The sequence below is a fragment of the Citrobacter telavivensis genome, from assembly GCF_041807075.1.
In the GTDB taxonomy this organism is placed as follows: domain Bacteria; phylum Pseudomonadota; class Gammaproteobacteria; order Enterobacterales; family Enterobacteriaceae; genus Citrobacter_A; species Citrobacter_A telavivensis.
Genome location: NZ_JBGUBF010000006.1, coordinates 173,255 through 185,732, shown reverse-complemented (window position 1 = coordinate 185,732; position 12,478 = coordinate 173,255). Strand labels below are relative to the sequence as shown.

12 protein-coding genes and 2 pseudogenes are annotated in these 12,478 nt (G+C 53.9%); 5 read left to right on the top strand and 9 right to left on the bottom strand.

Annotation, left to right across the window (positions count from 1 at the left end):
- On the top strand, positions 1-483 hold the full coding sequence (locus ACERJC_RS20815) for an L-2-amino-thiazoline-4-carboxylic acid hydrolase (RefSeq protein ID WP_286631438.1): 483 nt from the start codon (positions 1-3) through the stop codon (positions 481-483).
- Positions 480-1,706 (top strand): Zn-dependent hydrolase, encoded by a 1,227-nt coding sequence (locus ACERJC_RS20810; RefSeq protein ID WP_373672401.1) that lies wholly within the window; start codon positions 480-482, stop codon positions 1,704-1,706. The genes ACERJC_RS20815 and ACERJC_RS20810 overlap by 4 nt, the downstream gene beginning before the upstream one ends.
- A gap of 730 nt (positions 1,707-2,436) precedes the next feature.
- Here the strand turns inward: ACERJC_RS20810 and ACERJC_RS20805 are convergent.
- The 3 genes and pseudogenes from ACERJC_RS20805 to ACERJC_RS20795 form a co-directional block, all read right to left on the bottom strand.
- Positions 2,437-2,623 (bottom strand): annotated as a pseudogene (locus tag ACERJC_RS20805) (IS3 family transposase); the annotation flags it as partial.
- A 19-nt stretch (positions 2,624-2,642) separates the two neighbouring features.
- Positions 2,643-2,786, bottom strand: a pseudogene (locus ACERJC_RS20800) (IS110 family RNA-guided transposase); the annotation flags it as partial.
- Positions 2,787-3,169: 383 nt separating this feature from the next.
- Entirely contained in the window at positions 3,170-3,535 is a 366-nt protein-coding gene (locus ACERJC_RS20795) for a FaeA/PapI family transcriptional regulator (protein WP_373672400.1), read from the bottom strand.
- Between the two features lie 168 nt (positions 3,536-3,703).
- Here ACERJC_RS20795 and ACERJC_RS20790 point away from each other — a divergent pair, with 168 nt between their 5' ends.
- From ACERJC_RS20790 to ACERJC_RS20780, 3 genes are read left to right on the top strand one after another with little or no spacing between them, the layout of a single operon-like run.
- On the top strand, positions 3,704-4,432 hold the full coding sequence (locus ACERJC_RS20790) for a winged helix-turn-helix domain-containing protein (protein WP_178823927.1): 729 nt from the start codon (positions 3,704-3,706) through the stop codon (positions 4,430-4,432).
- Positions 4,425-4,892, top strand: a complete 468-nt coding sequence (locus ACERJC_RS20785) for a FidL-like protein (protein ID WP_152401601.1) — start codon at positions 4,425-4,427, stop codon at positions 4,890-4,892. Before ACERJC_RS20790 ends, ACERJC_RS20785 begins: the two co-directional genes overlap by 8 nt.
- Before the next feature lie 51 nt (positions 4,893-4,943).
- Positions 4,944-6,116, top strand: coding sequence for an HD domain-containing protein (locus tag ACERJC_RS20780; RefSeq protein ID WP_178823925.1), 1,173 nt, complete (start codon positions 4,944-4,946; stop codon positions 6,114-6,116).
- A gap of 33 nt (positions 6,117-6,149) precedes the next feature.
- Here ACERJC_RS20780 and ACERJC_RS20775 read toward each other — a convergent pair whose 3' ends face one another.
- Genes ACERJC_RS20775 through ACERJC_RS20750 form a run of 6 tightly spaced genes read right to left on the bottom strand, consistent with a single transcriptional unit; the run spans position 6,150 to position 12,477 of the window.
- Positions 6,150-6,887 (bottom strand): SDR family oxidoreductase, encoded by a 738-nt coding sequence (locus tag ACERJC_RS20775; protein ID WP_178823923.1) that lies wholly within the window; start codon positions 6,885-6,887, stop codon positions 6,150-6,152.
- A gap of 1 nt (position 6,888) precedes the next feature.
- Positions 6,889-7,140 carry an acyl carrier protein gene (locus ACERJC_RS20770; protein ID WP_152401597.1) on the bottom strand — a complete coding sequence of 84 codons (252 nt, stop codon included), beginning with the start codon at positions 7,138-7,140 and terminating at the stop codon, positions 6,889-6,891.
- Positions 7,127-7,933 carry a protein dehydratase gene (locus ACERJC_RS20765; RefSeq protein WP_373672399.1) on the bottom strand — a complete coding sequence of 269 codons (807 nt, stop codon included), beginning with the start codon at positions 7,931-7,933 and terminating at the stop codon, positions 7,127-7,129. Before ACERJC_RS20765 ends, ACERJC_RS20770 begins: the two co-directional genes overlap by 14 nt.
- On the bottom strand, positions 7,930-9,183 hold the full coding sequence (locus ACERJC_RS20760; protein ID WP_152401592.1) for a beta-ketoacyl-[acyl-carrier-protein] synthase family protein: 1,254 nt from the start codon (positions 9,181-9,183) through the stop codon (positions 7,930-7,932). Before ACERJC_RS20760 ends, ACERJC_RS20765 begins: the two co-directional genes overlap by 4 nt.
- Positions 9,170-10,549: a TolC family protein gene (locus ACERJC_RS20755; RefSeq protein ID WP_286631431.1), complete on the bottom strand. Its 1,380-nt coding sequence runs from the start codon at positions 10,547-10,549 to the stop codon at positions 9,170-9,172. Before ACERJC_RS20755 ends, ACERJC_RS20760 begins: the two co-directional genes overlap by 14 nt.
- Entirely contained in the window at positions 10,546-12,477 is a 1,932-nt protein-coding gene (locus tag ACERJC_RS20750) for an ABC transporter permease (protein ID WP_373672398.1), read from the bottom strand. Before ACERJC_RS20750 ends, ACERJC_RS20755 begins: the two co-directional genes overlap by 4 nt.
- Position 12,478: the final 1 nt, after the last annotated feature.

Below are 12,478 nucleotides of genomic sequence, written 5' to 3'. Positions count from 1 at the left end.
ATGAGTGATAATAACGAGCTGGGCATTCTCGCCCGCCGTAAAATAGAAGCAGAGATTATTAAACCAATCTATGAAATCCTGGTGCGCGAGATAGGGAAAGCCCGCGCCCAGGCGGTCATTGGCGAAGCCATTGAGCAGGCGGCGATCGATGCCGGCAAAGAATTTGCGCGCAAGGAGCCGAATGGCACAGACGTGAAGAGTTTTATCGCCCTGCAATACCTGTGGGAGAAGGATAACGCGCTGGATGTCAAAGTGATCGACGCCGACGACAAGCAGTACAACTATAACGTCACCCGCTGCCGTTACGCCGAGATGTACCACGAGATGGGCCTCGGCGAGATTGGCCACCTGCTCTCCTGCGCCCGCGATGAGAAATTTATCGTCGGCTACGCGCCCGACGTGGAGCTGACCCGTACGACCACCATCATGCAGGGTGGCGCGTGCTGTGACTTTCGCTATCGCACTCAAAAGGAAGACGTATGATCCGCGTGAATGCAGAACGTTTATGGTCGACGCTTGAGACAATGGCGCAAATCGGCAGCACGCCAGCCGGTGGCGTCACCCGACTGGCGTTAAGCAATGAGGATCGCCTCGCCCGTGATTTACTGCGCGACTGGGCGCAGGAAGCCGGATTTCGCTGCAAAATCGATAGCATGGGCAACATGTTTATTCGCCGCGCCGGTAGAAAACCACAGCTTGCGCCGGTTATGACCGGTTCACACGTTGATTCTCAGCCGCTGGGTGGGCGATATGATGGAATTTACGGCGTGCTGGCCGGGCTGGAAGTGCTGCGTACTTTAAACGATCAGAACATTGAGACCGAACGCGATATTGTACTGGTCAACTGGACCAATGAAGAAGGCGCGCGCTTTGCGCCAGCAATGCTGGCCTCCGGCGTCTGGAGCGGGCAGTTCTCACAACAATACGCGTGGGCGCGTGAAGATCAGGACGGCATCAGCGTTGGCGAGGCGCTTGAGGCCATCGGTTACCGTGGCGACCAGCCTGCCATCGCCTTCCCTGTCTACACCTGTTACGAGTTACATATCGAGCAAGGCCCGATCCTCGAAGAGGAAGGTATTGATATCGGCCTGGTGCATGCCGCTATGGGCCAGCGCTGGTTCAACGTTGTAATCCGCGGATTTGCCGCCCATGCAGGCACCACACCAATGGCCAGCCGCCGCGATGCGTTGACCGCCTTCGCCCGTCTGGCGCTGGCGGTGGAAGACATTGGTAATCAACACGAACCAGACGGCAGAGCGACAATTGGCATGGCGCAGATTTCACCAGGATCGCGTAACGTAGTACCAGGGGAAGTACATTGCAGCGTGGAGTTTCGTCATCCACAAACTGTCGCCCTCCAGGCAATGGAAGCGGCGCTTCGCAAGGCCGCGGTAGATCTGAATCAGCGCGGCATTCAACTCGATGTGGAACGTATCTTCGATTACGCCCCCATCGCATTTGACGAGACCAGCCTACAGCGCAGTGCAAATGCAGCCCAGGCACTGGGATATAGCAGCAAAAGAATGGTATCTGGTGCCGGTCACGATACCTGTTATATAAGCAAAATCGCACCCGCCAGCATGATTTTTATCCCTTGCGAAAAAGGCATCAGTCATAACGAAGCAGAAAACATTCAGCCGGAATGGGCAGAAAAAGGTGCTAACGTTTTGCTGCACAGCATCCTGTCGACTGCGCTCGAGTATTAACCCCCGTCAACGAAGTCATCGCCCCCAGGACTGGAAGCTATTGATCATTCCAGAAAGATCTTATCTCTGTGAATCCCCCGCCTCCCTGACAGGGACGTGGGGACTATTGTTTTTCACGCTGAGAACCCCGCATGAAAAAACCTGACAGCCTCCAGTCCGTTGAACAACCGCTGGCATCACTTCCTCACATACTTCACCAGCTTATTCTAGAACGTATTCAGAAACTAACGCACTACGAACCGGTGACTGGCATCATGGGCAACAACGGTACCACGAGCAGTTCTGGCGTGGTGTGATGCAGACTTATCAACCGCAGGCGCTGTTTGTAATTAACCAAGCCGACATAGTTGAACCCTGTCAAAAATGGGATACTGAATCGTACGATTTTAACAGACACCTCTGCGTCATTTAAGGTGGCTTAAAGAGCGGAGCCCATGAGCGGTAAGCGTTATTCTTGAAGGTTTTTTAGTCTATGACTACATTTTGTGTTCAAGGCCATGTGCAATTATTTTAATTGAAAAAAAATACTCGATGTAAAATAAAATGGTTCCATCCTGTTATATTACATCGAGCTATATATAATTTTTCAAAAATCGCGTTATCAAATTATGTTATTTTGAATTAAGAAACCCCGCCATGGAATGGAATATCCACCACCATGTGAACAATAAATGTCAGTAAAGCAACGATAGTACTGGACTGCCCCCGCGACAGTGGACAAATTTTGTCCTCACGACGAGGCCTGTTCGAAGTCCTCCGGACTGACGCCGCCGGGGTGACTGTGGTGCCGGGCCCGGGTTGTAGAATACTTCAATGTCATCGAAGATATCCGCCTGGGCCAGATCCCGGGTTTTGTATATTCTCTTCCTGATGCGTTCTTTTTTCAGCAAACTGAAGAGTGATTCGACCACCGCATTGACGCTCCCAGGTCAAGAGCTAACGATTTGCATGTGCGAGGTCCGATAAAATCAGTGGATAGCGCTCACGGACGATATAGCGCTTTAGACATCTCAGGATCTCTTTGGTCGATAGCCCTTCACGGGTCCGTCTGTCTACATATATTTTTGTTCGCGGATCGCTGCTTTGGGCATTGTCGTCATCTTATTTTACCTCGCCGCGGCGTATAAACTCATCAGCACGAAGTCAGGATGCCAGTGCAGTCACATGGCGTAGTCAGATGAAAGAACCCTTGCCTGGATATAAAGAAAATTAGCGAAAATGGTTGCCCGTTGCCACCCTGTTTCACGGGCATCTGATAAGCAAGCCGTTCAAAAATGTAATACACCGTTAAAAAGTGTTAAGCATTACTCTTGTTCTTATCGGTAAAATATGGTCCACCTGTTCCCTAAAGGCAATAGTGTGAGTGCGAGAATATTAAAATTTTATTGAGATTTTTCCTAACATTTTGCGAGATAATAATCAGTATTTTCCATATCCCCAGGGTTATCTTATTGACTTCCTGGTCATTGTTGCAAATGAAAATACCGCTTGTTAGAATGCCAATCAATATCTGTAGAGTCCTTTGACAAAAACCACTGATGGTGTTTTTGCATTTTATCTCTTATAACCTGACCATATTTCTCCAGCGGAAGAAGTAAGTGTCTGACTTTATAAATTGAAACGCCACACAGATCGGCAAGCTCCCTGGTCGACAGGCCTTGAGTACTGCGATCTTTTAATAGATTGAGAATAAAAACTTGTTCCGGACCCCTGATCATCGCCAGGTCACTTATTCCCATTTCCGCCGCTAACATCTGCAGATTGTCATGAGGTACGTTGTAGCCTGGATGTACTGCACCCGGGTTATATGAACACAGCGAGAGTTTCATTACAGACTCCTGGATTTTGAAGGTGTTAGCAGTATGCGTTCTCCTGTGTCAACCAGCAACATTAGCTTGAAATGAATGTAAATTCAGAATTTTTATCTAACATTCACGCCGTTTTATTAAAAAAAAGCTGTGTGTTAGAAAAAAGCAAGGTTTAGGGTGGAGATGAACATGAGGTTCGACATTGAGGGATTTATCACTTTTGACACCGAGGATGCGTCTCTCGTAAACCTGTTGACTGGGGATTGCGTTGAATTATCCCAAACCTCTACGCGCCTGCTGGCAGAATTGCTCAATCACCACGGCGATATCCTTTCGAGAAATGAAATCTTTCAGGCCGTTTTTGATAAATACGGTGCCAGAGCGTCAAATAGTAATCTAAATCAATATATCTCAACATTGCGTAGAAACCTGAATGATCTGGGTGTCGAAAAAGAAATCATCGTCACGGTTCCCCGTATTGGTTTCAAAATAGCGGAAGATGCCATTATCAATAACGATCGTGAGTATCGAACCCCATTTCTCGAAGAAAAGGAGCCTGAGCCGCAACCCGTTGAACCGCAAAAAAACGGTTTGAAGCGGTTTACCCGCATTATCGCCCTGGCAATCGCCTTTCTCCTTCTCATAATAAATCCCGAGTCATTCAGGGCCGACACCGATATACAAAAAATGGTTAAGGGCCAGTGCGTCATTTTTATGCCCTCTTCACTCTCGTTGCGAGAAGTGACAAAAAGTTTTGACTTTGTCCCGCAACCGTTCGATTGCTCACAGCAAAAGGAGTTGTACATTTACAAGCAGCAGGTAAAAGGTGCCCTGGGCGATACTGTACAATTGCTCCTGATCAAATGTGATAAAGACAGTTGCATGAGTTTTTATTACAGAGAAAAAAATAATGCCTAAACAAGCCATCTTGCTTTTGAGCTGTGTCGGTCTCTTATTGATCGGCACCGTTTACTGTTTAACCCGGGTTCCGGTTTTCTCTTGCGAGTCACAGTTTTCTGTCATTCAGAGTATCAACGGTGACAACATTCGGGCCGAAGGGTTAATTTTTGTTCACATGACGGACGAGCAACTTCTTGTCAATATTGATGGCCTTCTCACACATAATGAAAAAAAGTATTTAATCTCGCGAACGCTTAAAATGAAATATGAAACGTACAATGCCAATGCGAATCTGTATAAGATAATGAGTGTCAAAACTATACATGATAATACTGACAATGTTGATGATGAGATTGCTAATAGTTTGTTATTTGGTAAAGGCCCGAACGATAAAATAATTTTTCTAAAAAAACTCAATAAAAATGTCATACTATTTGGTAACCACGCATTCCCGCAATATGGTTGCAAACGAGATTAATTTGCGTGGTTTTCTTTCATGAAGCACAGCGAAAGTTAAATTGCTCATTATATGAATATAAAATTAATAGAATCACTGGCTTGCATCTCAAAAATAATAGACATGATTAACCCCAGGCTTAACCTGCATCATGTCAGAACGGCATTTATCGCCTGGCACCTGGCCCGTGAGTCCCGGTTCACGCCGGCACAGTGCAGGAAAACCCTGCTGGCGGCCCTGCTTCATGATATTGGAGGGTTGAACGAGGAGTCACGCCTTCAGCCCCTCAGCTATTACGACAATGAACTCAATAATCACGCGGCCGTCGGCGCTGAATTACTGGCCAGTGTCCCTTTACTGACCCCGTTAAGTCCCATTGTTCGCTATCACCACACCCACTGGGATAATGGGAAGGGTGACCATGTTAACGGTGAAAAAGTGCCCAAAGAGAGCCATGTTGTTTATCTGGCGGATCGTCTGGATGTTTTAATCGCCCATTACCGCTCCAGCGATATAATATCGGTAAAAGATGAAATTATTAATATAATTGTTGGCGGCGAACACATCCTGTATAACCCCGAATTTATCAACGCATTCAGAAAAATAGCAAACTGCGAGCACTTCTGGTTAAAAATTAAATCCACAGAGTTCGATGATTACATCCAGGACATCCCCCGCATCCATAACGACTCCATCTCTTTGCATAACTTTCGCGATATCGCCACCATGCTGGCGTTTATTATTGATGGGTTCAGCCAGAACGGCGTCCAGCACTCTCTGGTCGTCGGTCGTATATCCGGTTTTCTGGCCAGAGAAATGGGGATTCCCCCGGTCCGGTGTCTGAAAATCGAAATAGGTGGCCTGCTGCACAACCTGACGTCTCTGGCGCTGTGCGCCGCGCCAGCACATACCGGGGAAGAAAATGCCGTCTGGGATGAACTCTATCCTATTGAAGCCATTCGGGATATTTCCCGCTGGTGCCAGATCCAGAAGACGGTGATTGCACAAGCCGCGCATCCTCCGGAGGTGAAGATTCTGAAAGCCAGCATCTGGCTGGCGTCATTGCTGCAGGGCGTCACGCTGTCGTCAGAATTTAAAGCGCGCGTTGGAGAAACCGCAGAAATCGCCCCCGAACTGGCGGGCATTGTGCGACAAAATTGTGGGGCGTTATTGCAGATCTTTCAGGAGTCCGTCAAAGAGCGACGCGCCCTGGTTCAGAGAATAAACCAACTCAGCCTGTCCTGAACCGCGAGACGTCGTTCTCGCGATATCCCCTTCTCAGGCGGACAAACCGCCGTCCAGCACCAGCGTCTGACCGGTGAGGTAGCTACTCCCTTCTCCAGCCAGAAATGCGACCGCGCGGGCAACATCCTGCGTACGCCCGAGACGGCGCAGAGGAATATTCTGCCGCATCGCTTTTAATCGGGCTTCCGGAATAGCCTGAACCATTTCACCTTCAATCAATCCCGGTGCCAGACAGTTAACCCGAATGCCAAAGCGCCCCACTTCTCGCGCCAGTGAATGCGTCAGCCCAATCATCGCTGCCTTGCTGGCCGCATAAGCCGTCTGTCCACTGTTGCCTTTAATAGCCGTCACGGACGACATAAACACAATCGAACCGTTGCCCTGGGTCATCATGGCGGGCAGCAGGATACGATTCCAGTTGACCACCGCGACCAGATTATTTCCCAGCACCTCCTGCCAGTCGCGCGCTTTCTGGTGGATGTGCAGCGCATCATTAGTCATGCCAGCGTTATGGATGATGGCGGCGGGCGCGCCATGCACGTCAAGCAGTGACGTGGCTAACTGCGCAACGCTGGCTTCGTCGCTGCCGTCACAGCGAAATCCTTTTACCCAGGTCGATGTACTCTGGCTTTTCGCGATGTCCAGCGTGTGGGCGATACCGACCTCGTTACGACCAGTAAAGACAATGTTCCATTCGGGTAGCAGGTGACTCACGAGCGCCTGGCCGATTCCCCGGCTGCCGCCAGTGATGAGCATCCATTTCTTTGCCATATCAATCCGCCATTTCCTGCGCAATACGCTGGCTGAGTTCGCGAAGCGTCATGGTTGGATTTTTCATAAACATTTCGGGGTTAAGCGTGACGTTAAATTCACGCTTCGCCAGCACCATCAGCTCAACATAGTCGAGGCTGTCCAGTTCCAGTTCAGGCAGCGTCGTCTCTGGCGTCAACGCCTCCGGCGTCAGGTCTTTTGCGTCGCAGATCATTTCACTGATTTTGTCGTAGATCATTTCATGCTGGCTCATTCGATTTTCCTTTTGTCAGCGCGCCGACTTTAAGCGTCACGGCATTGCTAATGTAGTGATGTTGATAACAGGTTCGCGCGGCGATTCGCACCACCACCGCGCCACTCGCAAGATCGCCAACCACCAGGGCGGGCAATGTGTCGATTTCAAGGTTTTCCGGTAGCGACTCTGCTTGCCAGGGAGCCAGCAGATGGCTGTCGAAAATGACTTCCTGATGGGTTTGCACGACAGGAAAGTGAGAAAACAGCGCATCCAGCGTCCGACACGTCGGCAAAATGGCGGCAATGGCCTGCTGGCGTAACAGCGCGGTATCCTGAAGAAGATGACGAAACAGCAAAGCATCGAGAAAGTGCCATTGCTGAGCATCGGGAAGCAACGGCATGAACGTCTGATGCAGCGCGGCCAGCGCCGCTGTATCCAGCACCCGCCGGCTTTCTCCATCGGCCAACGGCAGGTGGTTTTCCGGTGTAAGCTGGCAGGAAAGGCAGGCCTCTTCGGCAGAAAACTCGCGCACCGATGCCGCAACACGCTTATTCACATCGCGCGTCAGGCGATAGGCGGTATCCCGCCACAGCGGTCGGCGCAAACGCACGGTACATTTCAGAAACGGGGCATCATCAACCGGCGGGCTGATAAACCGTTTTACGTCCAGCAAGGCGCGCATGCCATGCACGCTGAGCCCGCTTCCCCCCTGCGCTTTCACCCACGCCTCGTCAAAATGCACCGGGTTGTAATCGCCCGAAAACGCGGCCCAGCGTCGGGCATCCCGTTGACCGTAATGAAGGGGCATCATACGTGCTTCTCCAGAACCAGCGCCGCATTCGCGCCACCAAAGCCGAAGCTCAGATTCAGCGTGCGACGGACATTGCCCGCCCGATGGCCTTCAACCACATAATCCAGATCGCAGCATTCATCCGCCTGCTGGAAATTGGCCGTTGCGGGGATAATGCCGTTGGCGATCGCCTGCAGACAGACGATGCTCTCGAAGGTGCCCGCCGCGGAGATTAAGTGTCCGGAGTACGATTTCGTACTGGAAACCGGAATAGACCACACTGCGTCCCCCAGCGCCATTTTCAGCGACTGCGTTTCATTGATATCGTTCAGCGGCGTCGAGGTGCCGTGGGCGTTAATGTAGTCGAGTTGATCCGGCTCCAGCGCCGCCTGTTGCAACGCGTGGGTAATGGTTTGTACGCGGGCCAGACAGTCTTCCGCCGGCGAGGTGAAATCCCACGCGTCAGAGAAATTGGCGTAGCCCGTAATCTCGCCGAGAATCGTCGCGCCGCGTGCCAGCGCCCCTTCGCGCTCTTCCAGGCACAGCACCGCCGCCCCTTCCGACAATACAAAGCCGCTACGATGGGCGCTAAACGGACAGCTGGCGCGCTGCGGATCCGACGCCTCCTTACTCAGTGCGCCCAGCACGTCAATGTTCCACACCGCGCAGTGGCTGGTGAGAGACTCTCCGGCACCGGCCAGCATCATCTTCGCCCTGCCGCTGCGGATCACCTCGTAAGCGTCGCCAATGGCGATCGTCCCCGTCGCGCAGGCGGCAATCACGGTGTTCTGATAGCCATTGAGTCCCCAGTACTGGCTGCAGGCCGCGGTGGTGACGCTGGGCATCGAGTAGAAACAGTTAAACGGCGAGGCGACGCCCGTGGTCGCAAACTCACTTTGCGCGTCGTAGCTTTCGTCCAGCCCCGCCCAGCCGGTCCCCATGATCACGCCGCAGTCGAGCGTGCTGTAGTACTCCTGCGGCGGCCTGACGCCAAAAGCCATCGTCATCGCCTGACGCGCCGCGCCGACGGTCAGCCGGGCAAAGCGCGGCAGCCGACGGCGAATAACCGCAGGAATACCTGCCAAGCTCGGTTCGTTATCCACCAGCCCGAGAAAATGGGTTTTGATATTCAGCGCCGTTTTATCGACGTAGCGATAGCCCAGGCGGTTATCCATCATCGCCTGCCAGCTTTCATCCGCCGTTGCGCCAAGTGGGGTCACGGCGCCATACCCGGTAACGACGACCCGCTTAAATTCATTATTCAGCTTCATGTTGCATCATCCTGTATTGCGTTTCGCCACCCCCTTGTGCCAGCCAGAGCTGCAACGTGGCGTAGAGGTAGTCGTATTGGGTTTGTGCGAGGGAGTTCTCTAACGTCAACAGATCGTCCTGCGCGTTCAACAACGTCTGAAAATCCACGGCGCCCGCGCGATAGCGGCTTTCCGTCAGGGTTAAACGCCGCTGGCTGAGGACCAGCGACTGGTGAAGTCGCGCGCGTTGTTCATCGGCGCTCAGGCGGTTCTCCATTGCCTCATCCACTTCTGCGAGCGCCGCATAGGCCGTCGAGCGAAAGGTTATCGCCGCCTGTTTCACCGCGAGATCTGCCTGCTTCACGGTGAGCTGTTGGGTATTCCACTGGATAAACGGCAGCGTCAGCGCGCCGCCAATCGAGCGGATCGGGTCGCTGAACCATTGACTGAAGATCTGGCTGCCGGCATTCAGCGAGGCATCAAGAGAAAGTGCGGGATAGAACTGCAGTCGCGAGGCGTCGTAACCGGCAAGCGCCGCACGCAGGCGCGACTCTGCCGCCTGAATGTCAGGCCGCTGCGCGATCACCCGCAGCGGTGTTTTTTGCGCGATCGGCACCTGCTGGTTGGCATCCAGCGCGGGCGATTCATCGGCATGCTGTTCCGCCGGTCTGTTGAGCAACAGCGCCAGCGCATTGCGCGTGTTCTGGCGCTGCTGAACCAGCGTTCGCCACTGATTCTCTCGTTCCAGCAGGGACTGCTGCGACTGCAACACATCGAGCTGGCCAACCTTCCCGGCGTTAAACCATGACTGCACCTGCTGCACGGTTTGCTGCGAGATAGCCAGACCGTCACGCTGATTGCGAATCTGTTGGTTATACAGCGCGATACGCCAGTAAAGCTGGGCGGTAGTGCCCATCGTGGTCAGTACCGTCGCATGGTAATCCTGCTCGCTCGCCACCGCTTCCCATTCGCTTTGTTCACGGGTTCGCGCCAGCTTTCCCCACAGATCCAGTTCCCAGGCGATGGTGATGCCGCTGCTGTAGCTTTCCTGCGACGATGTCCCACGGCGCACGTTTTTGCTGTTACTGGCGGACCCGCTAACCGCCACGTCAGGTGTCATATTGGTGTCGGTTAACCCTGCAGCAACGCGCGCCTGCTGCACGGTGATCGCCGCCGCAGCGAGATCGTTATTGCTTTCCAGCACCTGTTCAATCACCCGCGACAGCCGGGGATCGCCAAAGCGCTGCCAGCCATATTCCGACACCGTGTCGGTTGCAGGTTGCCACCGGGTGGGCAATGACAACAGCGGCCGCTGGTAGTCGCTGCGGGTCAGCGAGCTACAACCTGCCAGCAATAAGAATACGGGTAACAAAAGGAGTCTTTTCATTCGCGAGCCAGCGCCTCGGTCGGATTGAGGCGAGCCGCTCTGCGCGCCGGAAAATAGCCAAACGTCAGACCGATCAGGGCGGAAAACCCACAGGCCATCAGCACCGGGAACGCGGTGAACACCATCGAGAACGCATCGGTCGCAAAGGCGAAAAGATGCCCCGCCACCCACGATCCCAAAACCCCCAGCAGGCCGCCGAGGGCGCAGATCATCACCGCCTCAATCAGAAACTGGTTCATGATGTCCGAGGGACGCGCGCCAACCGATAAGCGGATGCCAATCTCATGGGTCCGTTCGGTCACTGATACCAGCATGATGTTCATCACCCCGACGCCGCCCACCAGCAAGGAGATCGCCGCAATGGCGGTGATCAACAGCGACAGGGAGTCAGAGGTTTTTTGCAGCGCGTTTGCCAGCTGATCGTCGGTCTGGATAAAAAAATCTTTTCGGCCATGTTCCCGCAGCAGATGACGCTCCGCTCGTTGCGCCGCCTCATGCGGTTCCAGCGGCGGTTGAAAACGCAGAATCAACGATTCCAATGGCTTTTCACCGGTGAGCCGCTGCTGTAATGACGTATGCGGAACCCAGGCAGTCATAAATCCGCCCACCACTTTCGGACCGGGTCGCGTCGCCACGCCGATTACCCGCCACGGCGCGCCGCCAATCTGGACTATCTCATCAAGCGGATTTTCACCACCGGGGAACAGCGTATCGCGCCCGGTCTCATCAAGAATCAACACCGGTTCGCCTTCCGCGACGTCGCGCGCGGTAAAACCATTTCCCTGCACAAAACGCAGCCCTTGCAGAGCAAAAAAGTCCTGAGAAACGCCGGAGAGCATCATGGAGGAGTCGAGCCCCTTGCGTACCGCGAGCGTTGTGCTGCTGACCACCGGCGAGACGCCCATGATCCACGGCTGCGCCTGCAAACTGCGCACATCGTCCATCGACAGCGCGCGCTCCATGTCCGGGCGCTTACTGCCCCACCCCGTACCGGGATGGATCTCCAGCGTGGTACTTCCCAGCTTGCCAATCTCGCTCATGATCGCCTGCCGTGCGCCTTCGCCTACCGCCATCGACGACACCACCGACGCAATGCCGATGATGATCCCCAGCATGGACAGAAACGCGCGCATCCGGTGTCCGAGCAGCGAACGCCAGGCCATGCGGACCGACTCACGAAGACGGCGCCCCAACGAGGCGCGCCCGTTATCCTGCTCCGGCAGCGCACTCGGTTGGCGGGCGGCGGCATGCTGAACATCGCTAATCATCCGCCCGTCGCTGATTTCAATAATTCGCTGCGCCTGTCGGGCGACGTCGCGATCGTGGGTGACGATGATGACCGTGTGCCCCACCGCATGTAGCTGGTGCAGCACGTCCATCAACGCTTTGCCGCTGACGCTGTCGAGCGCACCGGTAGGTTCATCCGCCAGAATGATATGCGCACCGTTGATCAGCGCCCGACAGATGCTCACGCGCTGCTGCTGCCCGCCCGAAAGCTGGGCAGGACGATGCTGGAGCCGGTTTTCCAGGCCGAGCTGGCCCGCAAGCCGCTGGGTGCGCGCTTTACGCTCGGCTTCCGACATCGCGGTGTACAGCGCGGGAATGGCGATGTTCTCTTCCGCCGTCAGATACGGCATCAGGTGATAGCGCTGGAAAATAAACCCCAGATAGCGGCTGCGCAGATCGGCCAGGTGCAAACTGTCAGCGTCATGCACCGGCGTACCGTTGATCAACACCTCACCGGAAGAAGGCTTGTCCAGACAGCCGATGATGTTCATCAGCGTGGATTTCCCCGAACCAGAGGCGCCCACAATCGCCACCATCTCACCGCCGTGGATGGTCAGCGAAATATCGCTCAGTACCGCAAGCGTTTCGCTCCCCGCGCTGAATGTCCGGCAAACCTGGCGTAAGACGATAATCGGTTCCATC